Origin of the sequence: Caballeronia sp. GACF4 (assembly GCF_023631025.1) — a bacterium.
Classification (GTDB): domain Bacteria; phylum Pseudomonadota; class Gammaproteobacteria; order Burkholderiales; family Burkholderiaceae; genus Caballeronia.
In genome coordinates this window covers 217,529-231,962 of the sequence record NZ_JALQDW010000021.1, presented here as the reverse complement: position 1 = coordinate 231,962, position 14,434 = coordinate 217,529, and the positions used below count along the sequence as shown (strand labels likewise).

13 protein-coding genes are annotated in these 14,434 nt (G+C 58.3%); 12 read left to right on the top strand and 1 reads right to left on the bottom strand.

Features of this window, described 5'->3' with window-relative positions; genetic code table 11:
* Positions 1–323 precede the first annotated feature (323 nt).
* The 3 genes from NCR40_RS21575 (at position 324) to NCR40_RS21565 (ending at position 3,280) form a co-directional block, all read left to right on the top strand.
* Positions 324–1,109, top strand: a complete 786-nt coding sequence (locus NCR40_RS21575) for an iron-containing redox enzyme family protein (RefSeq protein ID WP_244831408.1) — start codon at positions 324–326, stop codon at positions 1,107–1,109.
* A 187-nt stretch (positions 1,110–1,296) separates the two neighbouring features.
* A complete protein-coding gene (locus tag NCR40_RS21570; RefSeq protein WP_250510596.1) occupies positions 1,297–2,142 on the top strand; it encodes an aspartyl/asparaginyl beta-hydroxylase domain-containing protein in 846 nt (281 codons plus the stop codon).
* On the top strand, positions 2,126–3,280 hold the full coding sequence (locus tag NCR40_RS21565; protein WP_250510595.1) for a fatty acid desaturase: 1,155 nt from the start codon (positions 2,126–2,128) through the stop codon (positions 3,278–3,280). The genes NCR40_RS21570 and NCR40_RS21565 overlap by 17 nt, the downstream gene beginning before the upstream one ends.
* Positions 3,281–3,436: 156 nt before the next feature.
* Here the strand turns inward: NCR40_RS21565 and NCR40_RS21560 are convergent, their stop codons facing one another.
* On the bottom strand, positions 3,437–4,354 hold the full coding sequence (locus NCR40_RS21560) for a LysR family transcriptional regulator (protein WP_250510594.1): 918 nt from the start codon (positions 4,352–4,354) through the stop codon (positions 3,437–3,439).
* Between the two features lie 1,345 nt (positions 4,355–5,699).
* Between NCR40_RS21560 and NCR40_RS21555 the strand changes: the two genes are divergently transcribed.
* The 9 genes from NCR40_RS21555 (at position 5,700) to NCR40_RS21515 (ending at position 14,432) form a co-directional block, all read left to right on the top strand.
* Positions 5,700–6,590, top strand: coding sequence for a DMT family transporter (locus NCR40_RS21555; protein WP_250510593.1), 891 nt, complete (start codon positions 5,700–5,702; stop codon positions 6,588–6,590).
* A 400-nt stretch (positions 6,591–6,990) separates the two neighbouring features.
* Positions 6,991–7,809, top strand: coding sequence for an ABC transporter permease (locus NCR40_RS21550; RefSeq protein WP_244831403.1), 819 nt, complete (start codon positions 6,991–6,993; stop codon positions 7,807–7,809).
* An 82-nt stretch (positions 7,810–7,891) separates the two neighbouring features.
* On the top strand, positions 7,892–8,896 hold the full coding sequence (locus tag NCR40_RS21545; RefSeq protein ID WP_244831402.1) for an ABC transporter substrate-binding protein: 1,005 nt from the start codon (positions 7,892–7,894) through the stop codon (positions 8,894–8,896).
* Positions 8,897–8,958: 62 nt separating this feature from the next.
* The gene (locus tag NCR40_RS21540; RefSeq protein WP_250510592.1) at positions 8,959–9,432 is read left to right on the top strand and encodes a MaoC/PaaZ C-terminal domain-containing protein; all 474 of its coding nucleotides are present in this window, start codon (positions 8,959–8,961) and stop codon (positions 9,430–9,432) included.
* Between the two features lie 21 nt (positions 9,433–9,453).
* Complete coding sequence (locus NCR40_RS21535) at positions 9,454–10,296, top strand: ABC transporter ATP-binding protein (RefSeq protein WP_244831400.1); 843 nt, start codon at positions 9,454–9,456, stop codon at positions 10,294–10,296.
* A 17-nt stretch (positions 10,297–10,313) separates the two neighbouring features.
* The gene (locus NCR40_RS21530) at positions 10,314–11,126 is read left to right on the top strand and encodes an enoyl-CoA hydratase/isomerase family protein (protein WP_250510591.1); all 813 of its coding nucleotides are present in this window, start codon (positions 10,314–10,316) and stop codon (positions 11,124–11,126) included.
* Complete coding sequence (locus tag NCR40_RS21525) at positions 11,123–11,884, top strand: hypothetical protein (RefSeq protein ID WP_250510590.1); 762 nt, start codon at positions 11,123–11,125, stop codon at positions 11,882–11,884. The genes NCR40_RS21530 and NCR40_RS21525 overlap by 4 nt, the downstream gene beginning before the upstream one ends.
* Positions 11,885–11,906: 22 nt before the next feature.
* Positions 11,907–12,758: a fumarylacetoacetate hydrolase family protein gene (locus NCR40_RS21520; protein WP_250510589.1), complete on the top strand. Its 852-nt coding sequence runs from the start codon at positions 11,907–11,909 to the stop codon at positions 12,756–12,758.
* Positions 12,759–12,818: 60 nt separating this feature from the next.
* On the top strand, positions 12,819–14,432 hold the full coding sequence (locus NCR40_RS21515; protein ID WP_250510588.1) for an acyl CoA:acetate/3-ketoacid CoA transferase: 1,614 nt from the start codon (positions 12,819–12,821) through the stop codon (positions 14,430–14,432).
* The last annotated feature ends 2 nt before the right edge of the window (positions 14,433–14,434 follow it).

Here is a 14,434-nt window from a genome sequence, read left to right as displayed (position 1 = left end):
CACATCGATCGCGCAAGGTCGCATGCACAGTGCTCCGCTCTCGGCGCGTCGATGCTCGGCCATGCTACTCCCGTCTGGATCGTGTTTAAGCTCGCAGGTCTCCATTGCCATTCGAATGCGCCGGGTTTCGCGCGCCGTGAATCCGAGTCACGCAGCAACGTTCGAGCACTCCCATCATCAAGGCGTCTTCACGGTCATCAGAAACCGTCATCAACCTTATCAATAACTTTTGTTGGCGCTATGAGAGGTTGGCGGTGGAAACTGCGCGTGTCGTCTAAGTCATTGAAAGTAAACGAATTTATTTGATTTAAAAGGAAACTGAGATGCTTGATCGCACGAGCGTTCGGGACGGGTCGGCACGTCTGTCGACAAAGAACTTCTCCGACGAACTAGAAGCATTAGCCCGATCCGCCATGTCGAGTGGAGCGCTCGATAACGACTTCTACTCTCTATGGACCCGTGAGCGCTTGAACGCACGGCAGATCGCAATCTTTGCGAGAAACTACGGCGAATTCAATCGCGCGTTCCCAGAAGTCTTGGCGGTGATGATAAGCAGCACGCGCAACGTGGTCGCGCAAGCGGAATACGCGAAGACGTTGTATTCGGAGATGGGATACGGCAATCCGGAGAAGGTCCACTCGATTCTCTTCGACGCTTGGTTGAGCGATCTCGGTCGCAAGATTGGAGAAGGTTCTCGTCTCGATTGGGCTTCGGTTCAACATGACTTGAAGGTTCTGCCGGAAACGCAGGCGCTCATCGAAGGAGAAAAGCGTCTTTATGGCGATGACAATGCAACTGCCGCTGGAGCACAACTGGCGCTCGAATGGCAGGCGTACACGATGCTCCGAAAACTCTATGATGGAGCTTTGGTCTACAAGGATTTATGGGAAGAAGAGGACGAGTTTCACGAGTCCTGCGAGTACTTTTACGCACACATCGGCGCTACAGAGAAAGAACACAAAGTCGAGTCCCTCAGCGCGGCGAAGCAATTCGTGTCGGATACAGACGCGCTCACGAGATTAACCGCAGGCTTCAACACGCACCTGCAACTTTTCGAGCGCTTTTGGAATGCGGTCGCCCGCGAGATGATGTCCGTTAAAAGCCACTGACCCGGCAGTTCTTCAAAAAGTCCCGCCCACGCTCGCGCGCTTATCGCAGCAAAGATTCTTGCGACAAGGGCGCTCGCGCAGCTCCATTCAAACGCTCGTTGCGGTCGAGTTTTCATGCTCGACTGCTGGCTCAACTCGGCCTAAACAATCGATGAATTCGCGAATAATTGGTAAGTCGCACTTTATTATGGCTCCGTGCGAACTCAACGCAGTTCTTGCTTTTACCGATGACAACAAGCACTACAGCGAGTTTCACTTCGGAGACTGGAAGAGCTTCGTTATCTGGAATCAAACAGGAAGCGACGACGATGGCGTCGTGCTAGAACGCGGGTCATCGGTCAGGCCGACATCACGCGGGAATCTTCTCCCTGCGCTCAACGATTGGATAAGCGCGACGTTCGACACGTCGTTGCTTCGACTTGTTCGAATTCATTCGCTTGGCGACGGCGTGTTGGTTCCCCACAGAGATTTTGTGGAATTCGCGGCTGCGCCATGGACTCGTGTGCATGTACCGTTACTGACGAATCGTATCTGTCTGCATTCCGATGGCGACACGGTCTTTCGCATGCGTCCAGACGAGATCTGGTTTCTCGATGCATCGAATCTGCATTCGGCCATCAATTACTCGGCTGGGCGCCGCTTGAATCTTTGTCTCGACTTTGATTTGGGCAAGCTGCCCATCGAGAGCGTATTCAATGCCGGTGCGGGCTCAACCGGGCACGTCGTGAATCGACCCGAAGTCGTGCAGCGAATGCCTCTGGGTGATTCATTCCAGGAAGAGCTTCGTTCACTCGCCGCCACGCTCACTCTTGCAAACTTTCATCAGGCGGTTGGGCTTTTATCGAAAGTCCATTTCTTTCGGCAAGCGCATATCGCCGAGTTCTTCGAGTGGCTGCCTTACGTAGCGGAACATTCGCGCGACGCCTCGTTGCGATCGAAGGCAGATCGCTATGTTCGTTTTCTCCGCGACAAACGCAGTGTCGGCGAGCGCTTCACGCTGCAAGACGAGGTGCGAATTGGCCTCGACGCGTGAAAGTTATCAGGTATTTCCGTGGTGGACAGCCAGGTTCTGGACCTGGTTGACAGGAAAGCCGGCGCCCGGACAAACACCTCTGTTCGAACCGACGCCGACGCTTTACGCCTTGAGTGCGGTGGCGACTTATTTGACAGGTCTCTCGCTTGCCGTCATTGCCTTCAAGACCGGAGGTCCGTGCTTCATTCTCGCGCTATCGTGCGGCTGGATTATGGCGGTGAATGGAGCGCGTCGCATGATCAGCACGGTCGCACACCAGTGCATTCACGGTCGCTTTACAGGAATAGCTTCTCGTGATCTTTTCATCGCCGATCTTCTCGCAGTAATGACGCTGACACAGACCGCGGGTGACTATCGTGAAGAGCACTTCAACCAGCATCATCGGCCTGCCGTATTCACGACAATCAGCGATCCGGCTGGCGCCTTTCTATGGCGCGCTGGCTTTAAGTCTGGAATGTCGGTCGGGGCACTCTGGCTTAAGCTCTTCGTCACTCTGCTGTCGCCGCGATTCCACGCCTCGTTCTTCATGCATAGGCTCATGAGCCTGGTTCGAAATCTGCCACCGAAATTCAAGCTAATCGCTGCGGCTGGCGGTGCACTAGCGTGTTGGGGCGCAATTGAACTCTGCCCCGTAACAGCGCTGGTTTTCGGCCTGCTGTTTCCAATCGTTGTTCTTTACCAAATAAGCGTGCTGCTTGAATTTATCAGCGAGCACGCGTGGTTTGTGCCGGCGCAAAGGTGGGATCAGCCCAAGTACATCCATGCGACGCATTCGTGGGGGCGTTTTTGCGGACGAAGAACTCCTGAGCGGGACGAAAGGCATGTCGCGCTTTACGTTTTGTCCTGGATTGCATGGGCCGTCGAGCACGCGATTTACCATTTGCCAGTCCGTTTGTTTGTCATTCCCGGCGATCTATCGCAACACGATTTTCATCATCGAATGCCATCTACCTTGCGCTGGACTACCGCAACGTACGCACGAGAAGAAGACCTGAGATCGGGTGACTCACGTTGGCCTCCTTACCAGGAGTTCTGGGGTCTTCACAATGCGATCGCGCATGTCTTCAATGGAATGGCTAAGACAGCTTCGCATGTCGATGCCGGTACTTCAGACGCGGCGAGCGAAGCGGAAATCTGAAGCCGTATCAAGACGAGACCGCCGAAAAGCGTGTCGCGCCTAAAGGCTCACCGTACTGCGTCAGGACAAAGACGCATTTTCGTCACCGCGCGTAGGGCGAGTGAAGCGCGATGAAGCCATCAGCCCGGACATCCGCAGATGGCTTATCTCGGCTCGTCAGTCGATAATCGCCGGCGCAGTTAAAGACTGTATGGTGCTGACTTTGCGCTCGCACAGACGTGCCGCAAAATGCTTGCGGATGATTTCGGAGACGTTGCGAACGACCGGTGATATATCGGATCGGCGTGAATACAATTCAATCGCGGTCGGCTCCAACGTTGGAAAACCGTCCGAAGGTTCCAAAACTCGGTGATGCTCGGTCACGGCGCTCTCGATCATGATCGACACGGCACTGCCGGCTTCCACGGCAGCGAGAAGTCCCTCGTGATTCAGACTCGTGTAGGCAATGCGCCAATCTTTCTTTTTCGCGTCGAGCGCTGCGATTCCCGCGCGCCGATAAAGGCATCCGTCTGGAAACACCGCCAGCGGCACAGGCTTTTGCTGATAGACGTCGCTACCCTGTTTGCAGACCCACATCAAACGCTCATGTCCCAAGGGCACGCCGTCGGGGCGGGAGGGATATTTTGTCGCGATAACCAGGTCGATGTTTTCAGTCTCCATGGACTCAAGCATCTTCCAGCTATGGCCGCAGCGGATTTCCATTTCGATGTTGGGAAACGTCGTCCCAATCGCGCCGAGAATGGGCGGCAACAAGCACGACGCGAATGTTTCTGAAGTCGCGAGCGTGAGTTTGCCGGCCGCAAGGCTATGCTTGAGCGAGAGAAACGCGTCTTCATGCGCTTCGATCAGCCGTTGGGCGATTCCGACGAACCGCTCGCCGATCGAGGTTAGCGTTACGGCGACGGTGTCTCTTTCGAACAGGCGCTCGCCTATCGATTCTTCGAGACGCTTGATCTTCATACTCACAGCCGACTGAGTACGATGAAGACGCGCGGCCGCCTGCGTGAAGTTGCGCGTGTCCGCGACCGCAACGAACGCTCGGACAAGATCTAAATCAAAGTCTTGTGGCCTCACCTGGCCTTCTCCCTAAACAACGCGTGCGCCAAGTCGGCTACGGCGATTTCTCTCATGTCGATCAAACATCCAGTGCGCCTTACGTGCTTAACCAAGTTCGAATCTGCACGGCCGCAGTAGTTGAGTCTGCTCCGTTCGACCTTGTAATCGCAAAATAACGAAAGTTATAGTCAGTGGATTCAGGTATTTTACCTCGTAAAACCGCCCAGTCAGTTATAAAATTCACCGCCGCCTAGTTTTAGTATGATTAATAATTCAGTTCTTACCTGCTCGATACGGACCTTCACCTGATGCAACCCGTCAGGCGCTTCTATCGCCGTAGATCGCACGGTGGCGCCTAAACGAAAACCGCGAAAATCGAGGCATCCTCAAAGGTTAGCTCCATCATATTATCAACGCCAAAAATGGTGGGGCGTCGTCAAGGTTATATTCAGCAATTTTGGCCTTTGAATAAGGCAAAGCTTCTTGATGAGCGGTTGCTCAGCGTTGATGAACGGGAGCGATCCAGCGATGGCCATCTGTAAAGGGCGTCGTATCGCAGCATCGATCTTTGTGAAGTAAAGGCTCGAAGCTTATTTAAGAGCTGCTATTGATCCTTGCATCGACTTAAAAAAGAAGGAAGATTCGCCAATAGCTTTATTTGAGGGCGCCGCAGATCCAAATCGGTAACAAGTCGAGCGTCAATCTATAGCTTAAATGCGTATGAGCCGTCCAATCGCGGTTAAAAGCGACAAGTTCATATGAATAATCGAAGCGGGCAAATCGACGAATTTGCAGCATCGAGAGAACACACTAGCACCACGCGCCGACGAAGCCTGCAAGTGCGGAAAAGAGAGGAACAGAAGGTTGTTCACGGACGCCGAAATGCGCGAGTCACGATAACGAAGAAGGGAAGCTAAGATTGATTCCTGCGCCCCGGCCGGCTTGGCGACCGACCGGGGCGCAGGGCAGACAAGGCTCTGCTTGCTTATCGACTGCTCTCTCAGGTCCCTCACGCGCAAACGAGACAAGCGATACGCTGTCGCTCCAGTCGCTCCTCCGACTTCAACGAATCTGGGAACGCTCACGCAAGGCGAACGCTACGCGTCACAACATACGCCCGCGCAAAAGGCGAAACGTCTTGTGACAAATTTTCGTATGCGTGCTTTCTAACGGCCAATTCATAAACTTCATTAGGCATATCAGCGACGCGAATGAGTCAGCGGAGAGCGTTCACGTAGGCCGTCCGAGGTGCCTTTACTTCCGGCCGAACTCATCTCTAAGGTGAATGGCCGCCATCAGGATAATTCGTTGGGCGGTATTAAAAGGAGTCTGTAGATTTCAGGTAATTTAGCAGGGAAAGGCAATGAAAGAGCGTCGCGGAATTTTGGAACTTGTCTTTGCCATGCTTCTTTCGGGGAGCATCGGCATTTTCGTCGTTTCCTCGAATCAGCCACCCGCGAACGTCGTTTTCTTCAGATGTATTATCGCGTTCATTTGTCTGGTTCCGTATTGCGCTGCCCGTGGTCTTATCCGCCGAGAGTATTTTCAAGTCCGGCTGCTTTTGCCCATCATCGTCTCGGGAATCTTTCTCGTTATAAATTGGCTGCTGTTGTTCAAAGCGTATCCTCTTATCGACATCGGGCTGGCTACGGTCATTTACCACGTCAACCCGTTCCTGGTGATTTTGGGCGGCGCCGTGGTCCTCCGGCAAGCGGTAAGCCGGAACGACATCTTATGGTCGGCCGTGGCGTTCGCCGGTTTGGTCTGCCTGGTCGGGACCGCCAATGGCGCTCTAATGCTGGGCTCGAACGTGTTTGCCGGCGTCGTCCTGACGCTCTCAGCCTCCGCGCTGTACGCCGGCACAGTGTTGTTGTCTAAGGCTTCCGCGGGCGTTCCTCCCGCTGTCGTCGTCCTGGTGCAGACAGCGGTGGGCTCGCTGTTACTCGCTCCGCTCGCCGATTTCTCGGTTTTGCCGACGAGCACCAGCGAATGGGCTTGCCTCGCGACCCTCGGCGTCGTTCACACGTTTTTTCTTTACTGCCTGGTGTTCTCCGCATATCAGAAACTCAGCGTCAAGGCGATCGCGATACTTTCATTCATCTACCCTCTGTCCGCCGCTGCGTTCGACTACATCGTCTACGGCCACAAATTCAGCATGGGTCAATGGCTCGGCGCGGGACTGGTGCTGCTGGGTATTCTCGGCGTCAAAACGGGATGGGCGCCGATCAAACTGCGGCGCGCGATAGCCCAGTGAGTTGGTTGCCCATCGCGTTTTCCAATGCCGCGCACTCCTTCCCCCGACGATAGAACGATGAAACGCATCCGCGCGGAATAACGTCGACAACGAGATTCATCGACCCATCTGCGTCGAATCCCACATCGATGTTCACGTACATCAGCCCGCAGCGACGGCGTTGATCATCGAAATCCGTCCCGCCAGCGATGAAGCCGTCGACTGAGATATCAGCGTAAGGCTCACCGGCCACTCTTAGGCCAAGCGACCGAAGTTCCTTCTCAAACTTACAGTTCTCTGGGTTTGCCCCAATGTTCAACCAACCAAGATTGAACGACATTCAATCTAAGAACGGCGCTGAATCTTCATCGGGTTGCCGTTTGTCAAGGCATCGAAAAGTTCTGCTTCGGGAGCGTTCTTCATGAATCAAGCATCGGCGCGAGCACCGGCGACCCATCCACCTTCGGCGGCTCTAAGGCGCGCGAAGCGGATCGGCTGGCTATGCCTGCCACCGTCGACGTTCATTGCGCTCATCGTGCTGTGGGCGGTTGCCATACCTGTATTCAAGATCCCGCCTTATCTGGTGCCTAGCCCGGCGGGGGTGTTTGCGCGCATCGTCACCGACTGGCGGGATATCTGGTCGAACTCGCTCATCACCATCGCGGAGATTTTGCTGGGCTTCGGCGTAACGGTGGTGACCGCCATCCCGCTTGGTCTTGCAATCGCGCTTTCACGGGTTGCGCGGCAGATCGTGTATCCGCCGCTCATGTTCATGCAGCTGGTGCCAAAGATCGCGGTCGCGCCGCTCTTTCTCGTGTGGCTTGGATTCGGCATGGAGTCCAAGGTGCTCTTGACCGTGTTGATGACCTTCTTCCCGCTCTTGCTCGCGAGCATCAGCGGATTCCAGATTCTCGACACTCGCTTGCTGTATCTGACGAAGTCGATGGGCGCATCGTCCTGGCAGACCTTCCGCTTCCTTCGCCTTCCCGCGGCGCTGCCCGTGATTTTCTCGGGTATCAAGACTTCCGCCACGATCGCGTCCACCGCGGCAATCGTCGCCGAGTTCGTCGGCTCGAACAAAGGTCTGGGCTACGTGCTCCTGCGCGGGACCAGCACGATGGATGTCGAACTGACCTTCGCCGTCCTTGCCGTCCTCACGCTGATCGGCATTGCGATCAACTATGTCGTCGAATTCGCCGAATGGGCCATGACGCCGTGGCAACGTGCGAAGTTCAACTGAGGTCAACGCTCGCGCATTGGCCTGAGGCCAGTCGCCTACAACAAACGGACCGAGCGGGTCCAACTACACAGGGAGCGCGACTATGCGCAGCACCATCGGCAAACTGTCTTCGGCAATCTTGACTTGCGCGCTCGCGACGGGTCTGTGCGGGACGGCCGTCGCCGACACCGAGGTTCCTTTCCAGCTGAACTGGACCGCAGGCGGCGCGAACGCCGGTTTTGCGGCAGCGGTGGCGGAAGGGTTCTATAAGCAGGTCGGGCTCGACGTGAAAGTGACCGAAGGCAACGGCTCCGGCAATACGGCGCAACTCGTCGCAAACGGGCGCGCTCAACTTGCCTATGCCGACGCTGTTGCCGTGAGCCAGCTGATTGCCAAGGGCGCGCCGATGCGAGTCATCGCCACGATCTATCAATCGAACCCGAACGAAGTGTCGGCATTGAAGAAGTCGGGCATCAAATCGATCAAGGATCTCGCCGGGCACAAAGTGGGCGTTCCTTCCGGCTCCTCGCAAACGACCATGCTTCCGCTTTTCCTGCAGGCAAATGGCCTCAAGGAGTCGGACGTGACGCTCATCAGCATGCCCGTGGCAAGCATGGTGCCCGCGCTGCTGCAAGGCCAGGTCGATGCGATCCTAGGTTCCATGGATTCCTACCAGTTGCAACTCGAAGCCCAGGGCGCCGAACTCGTGAATTTCCGGTTTGCGGATTATGGCGTTCCGACGGTGAGCACGTCGATTTTCGCATCCAACGAATATCTAAAGGCCAATCCGGATCTCGTGAAGAAGTTCGTTGCCGCGAGCCTGAAAGGATGGAGCTTCGCCATGGATAACCCGGCGAAGGCGGTAAAGGATCTCAAGACGGTGTTCCCCAACGTCAACGAGAAGCTCGCTACCGCCGAGTTGGCCGCCATCACGCCGTTGTTCTGCAGCGGCGGCGCCAAAAGCGTAGGCAAGGCCGAGGATGCGTCATGGACCAGGACGCAAGATCTGCTCGCACAGGTCAAATTGCTTCCCGCCGGACAGAATCCGAAAACGTACTACACGGACGACTTCTTGCCGCCGGCGAACCAGTTGCGCGCGTGCAAATGAGCCGTCCGTTCGGACAGACTTTTTCGCACGACGGATATCGAATCACGACTAACGAGAAACACATGGGATACCGCTACTCGGATCTTCACGTAGGCATGCAATTTCGCAGTCCCGGACGAACGATCACGGACGCGGACCTCGTCGGGTTCGCGGGACTGACGGGCGACTTTTCGGAGTTGCATACGAGTGATGTGTACGCCAGAGCCAGCCAGTTCGGGCGGCGCGTCGCGCACGGCATGCTTGGACTCGCGTACGCGCACGGCTTGATGTGGGCGCGCACCGGCGAGTTGCGCGAGACCGCGATTGCCTTTCTCGGCATCAATGACTGGAAGTTCGTCGCGCCGCTGTTCGTTGGCGACACGATGTTCGTCGACTACGCGATCAGAGAGCTGCGCGACAGCAAGTCGAAGCCCACGCAGGCGATCGCGCTCTTCGACGTGAAGATCGTGAATCAGGATGGCGAAGTCGTGCAGCAGGGCACCAAGGCGCTTTTGTGCTCCAAGGTGCCGCTGGCCGCGGTCGAGAAGTCCGCCTAAATCAATGACATCGAGCCGATCATGCCTACTTCCGTACACGACGATATAACGCCGGCCGGTGTGCCGATCCGCATCGAGAGCGTCTCGAAGACTTTCGGCGAGGACACGGAGAAGCCGTTTCGCGCGCTGAAGCCAATCAGCATGAACATCGAGGCGGGCGAGTTCGTGTCCGTCGTGGGACCATCGGGCTGCGGCAAGAGCACACTCATGCTCATGGTCGCGGGTCTGCTTGCGCGCTCCGACGGGACGATCGTGGTGGGCGACCGGACCGTGGACCGGCCCGTGACGGATGTCGGCATCGCGTTTCAGGATCACTTGCTGCTCGACTTTCGCACGGCGATGGAAAACGTGCTCCTGCAGGCCGACATTCGCGGATTGCCCCGTGACAGGATCGAAGCGCGGGCGCGTGAGCTCTTCAACCAGTTGCGTTTGCAGCCTGCGGTCGACAAGTATCCCCGGCAGCTTTCCGGCGGCATGCGCCAGCGCGTGTCGCTAATTCGAACGCTGGTCCACGACCCTTCGCTCATTCTCATGGACGAGCCTTTCGGCGCGCTCGATGCACTCACGCGTTTGCAAGTTCGCATGGATCTCGAAGCACTGTGGATGCGGCGCCGTCCCACTGTGCTGTTCATCACGCATAGCGTCGAAGAAGCCGTGGGACTGTCCGATCGCATCTTCGTCATGAGTCCGACACCGGGAGAAGTGGTGGACGAGATCGTCGTCGAGCTGCCGCGCCCTCGGCCGATCGTGCTCGGCGACGCTCCGGAGTTTGCGCGCTATGTCGACAGCATCTATGGCCACTTCGCACGCATGGGCGTGTTGCGCGGTATCGACGTTCCGCGTTCCCGCAGCGAGCAGACGTGAAGAACGGAGACCTTTTCATGGACAAATCCGGTTCGCCCCCCATCTCACACGCTGATGCCGCGAGCGAAGTCACCTTGTGGATAGACGGCCATGTCGCGGAGATCGGGCTCTCGAACGGTCCGCTCAATCTCGTCACGCGTGCTCTGCTGCGTTCGCTCAACAAGGCGATCGACGCACTGGAGGCGCAAGCCGATCTGCGGTGCGTCATCGTGCACGGCGGCTCGGCGCGGGCCTTTTGCGCCGGCAGCGATATCAAGGAGTTCGCGGAAATCTTCGCCGACGCGAGCGAGAGAAAGATTCTTTTCGAGGACATGGTGCTGCGGCGCCTCGCCCGATTGCCCGCGCCGACCATTGCCGCAATGGACGGCCCCGCGCTCGGCGGTGGCCTCGAAATCGCGCTCGCGTGCGACCTTCGCGTTTGTCGTGCCGAGGTGGTGCTTGGACTGACCGAGTCGCGTCTTGGCGGTCTGGCAGGTAATGGTTCGCTGCGGCTGACGCGGCTCATCGGCCCGGCTCGCGCGAAGGAGATGCTCTTCACCGGAAACACGATCAGCGCGCAACAGGCGCTGGCCTGGGGACTCGTCAACCGTATCGCGGAGACGGGCGCCGCACTCGAAACAGCACGCGCGCTGGCGCTCGAGATCTGCGCGCGCGGCCCGCTGTCGAACCGCCTGGCCAAGCAACTCGTCGATGCCGCGCAGGATCAGCCGCTCGATGCCGCGTTGTCGCTTTCAACCGTCGTTCAGCAAAGGATCTTCGACAGCCACGACCTTCACGAAGGCGTCGCCGCGTTCTTTGCCAAACGAGAACCCGAGTTCCTCGCACGATGAAACCCGACAGCCAAACCACGCCGGATAGCCTTGCTGCCAGCGCGCCCACGCACGACATGCCCGGTGCGACCAGCGCCGCGCTGCTAGGCCATGGCATCGTTCTCGTGTGGAACGACATCGAATTCGAAGGACGCGAGCAGTTCTACGCGTGGCACGACAAGGAGCACATTCCCGAGCGGCTCGCCATTCCTGGCTTCAGGCGCGGCAGGCGTTTTCGCCGGGCAGGCCATTCGCCCGAGTGGTTGACCATGTACGAGGCGGCCGATCTCGACGTCATGGTTTCGCCCGCATACATGGCGCGCCTCAATGCCCCGACGCCCGCGACCACGAAGACGCTTACGTACTTTCGCAATACCTCGCGAGCCGTTTGTCAGCCCGTTTGCAGTATCGGCGAGAGCAGCGGCGGCTATTTGTTTGCCGTTCGTATCGACCGGACGGGCGCAGCGAACAACACGCCGGAAGCTTACCTGCGCGACGTGGCTTTTCCACAGGCGATGCGCGCGACCGGCGTGCTCGCGTGTCATCTCTTCGCGTCGGATCAGGCGAGCTTCTTCGACACCGAAGAGGCGCGCACGCGCGAGTTCGATGTTCCGGCGTGGATCGTTCTCGTCGAGGCATCGACGGAAGCGGCCGCAAGCGAGGTGCATGCCCTGATCGACGTTCCGCATTTGCGCGATGCAGGCTTGCACATCAGGCCCGACGCCGCTGTCTATGCACTTGAAATCTGCCGCCTTGGCGCTTCCTCGCACCAATCCTGAACTCAACCCGCTCAACCAGAACATGAAACTCGTCCGACACGGCCAACCCGGCCAGGAACAACCCGGCATTCTCGATGGCGACGGTCGCGCGCGCGATCTCACTGGCCATTGCGATGACTTCAATCCCGCGTTCTTTGCAAGCGGCGGCATCGAGCGCTTGCGCGCAATCGATCCGCACACGCTGCCCCTCGTCGATGCGTCCGTGCGCCTCGGCCCTTGCGTGGCGCAGCCCGGCAATTTCATCGCGGTCGGCTTGAACTACGTTCAGCACGCAATCGAAACCCATGCCGATATCCCAAAGGACCCCATTCTCTTCAACAAGGCGCCGTCCTGCATCTGCGGACCCGATGACGACGTCATCCTGCCTAAAAATTCCGTCAAGTCGGACTGGGAAGTGGAGCTGGCCTTCGTCGTCGGCCAGGAAGCGTACTACGTGAGTGAAGCCGAAGCGCTGAGCCGTATTGCGGGTTACTTCATCTGCAACGACGTCTCGGAGCGCGAGTTTCAACTCGAACGCAGCGGTCAGTGGGTGAAGGGGAAGATGTCGCCGACCTTTGGCCCCATCGGTCCGTGGCTCGTTACCTCCGATGAGATCGAGGACGTGCAGAACCTCGGCTTGTGGCTCGAACTCAACGGCGAGCGCATTCAGAACTCGAACACGAACGACATGATCTTCACGGTCGCGAAACTCGTGTCGGACATGAGCCAATACGTCCGTCTCATGCCCGGCGACATCGTGACGACAGGCACGCCGCCCGGCGTAGGCCTAGGCATGAAACCGCCGAAATACCTGAAGCCAGGCGATCGCATGCGGCTGGGTATCGAAGGCCTGGGCGTACAAGCGCAGCGGGTCGTCGAATGGCGCGACCGATGACCGGCGCGACAGCCTGACGAGACCGATTTCCCATCCCGATTACGGAGCGATCAGCGAATCATGGAACGAATCACCGCGGACGAAGCGGCTCAACTCGTCGCCGATAACGATGCCATCCTGATCAGCGGTTCCGGCGGCGGGCATTCCGTGCCCGAGGCGCTTCTGGCTGCCGTCGAGCGCCGCTTCCTGGCGGAACGGAAGCCGCTTGGATTGACCTCGGTGAGCATCGTGGGTGTGGGCGACCGCGGTGAACTGGGCGCATCGCACCTCGCTCACGAAGGTTTGCTGCGACGGGCCATTACAAGCGCGCTCGTCGATTCGCCGGGACTCGTAAGACTCGCGGCGGAAGACAAGATCGAGGCTTACACATTCCCGCAGGGCGTGCTGTCGCAATTGATGCGCGAGATGGCGGGCGGCCGTCCGGGTCTCTTCACGAAGACGGGCTTATACACCTTCGTGGACCCGAGGCAGCAGGGTGCGCGGCAAAGCCCCTGCACGCCGCCCGCTTTCGTCGAAGTGACCGAGATTGCCGGCGAAGAGTGGCTGTTCTTCAAGCACATTCCGGTCGATGTCGCGTTCCTGCGGGGCACGACGGCCGACGAAGACGGCAACGTGACAATGGAGCAGGAAGCCGTATTCGGCGAGATGCTGGCAATGGCGCAAGCGACGCGGCGCGCGGGCGGCATCGTCGTGGTTCAGGTGAAGCGCATGGCGCGAAACGGTACGCTGCCCGCCAAGCACGTCAAGATTCCCGGCATTCTCGTCGATTTCGTCGTAGTGGAACCGGGACAGCGCCAGACCTACGCGACCGACTACGACCCGAGCTATTCCGGCGAGTTGCGTGTTCCTGTCGACCAGATCAGACCGCTGCCGTTCGGGCCGAGGAAGGTCATCGTCCGGCGCGCGGCAATGGAATTGTTCCCCGAGGCGATTTGCAACCTGGGTGCGGGCGTATCCACGGGGCTATCCACCGTTGCGGCCGAAGAGGGGCTGCTCGAAGCGGTGCATCTGACCAACGAGCAGGGGCTTATCGGCGGCGCGCCCATTACGGGTCGCGATTCGGGCGGCGCCCAGAACTTCGCCGCGATGATCGAACAACCGTCGCAGTTCGACTTCTACGATGGCGGCGGCCTCGATCTCGCCTTCCTCTCGTTTGCCGAAGTGGACGCTCAGGGGAATGTGAACATCAGCCGGTTCGGCGACAAGATCATCGGTGTTGGCGGCTTCATCAACATCAGCCAGAACGCGAAATGCGTGATCTTCAGTGGAACGCTCACGGCGGGCGATCTCGACATTGGCTGGGAGAACGGGAAGACCGTCATTCGCAGGGAAGGGCGGCACATGAAGTTCGTGCCGAAACTCGAACAGGTTTGCTATAGCGCCCGGATTGGTCAGCAACGCAAGCAACTCACGCTTTTCGTCACCGAACGGGCCGTGTTTCGCGTCGGGCCGCAAGGGCTCGAGCTGATCGAGATCGCTCCGGGGCTGGATGCCGAACGCGATGTCGTCGCCCACATGGGTTTTCGGCCCGTGGTGTCGCCGCAGTTGCGTGAAATGGATGCCAGACTCTTCGAACCGGGCTTAATGAACCTGGCGCAAGACGTGCGCGCCAAGGCGCGTCGCCACCGTAGCCAGCGCGTGGCGCAATGGTACGAATCGCGCGGGAGAGGCTGAAC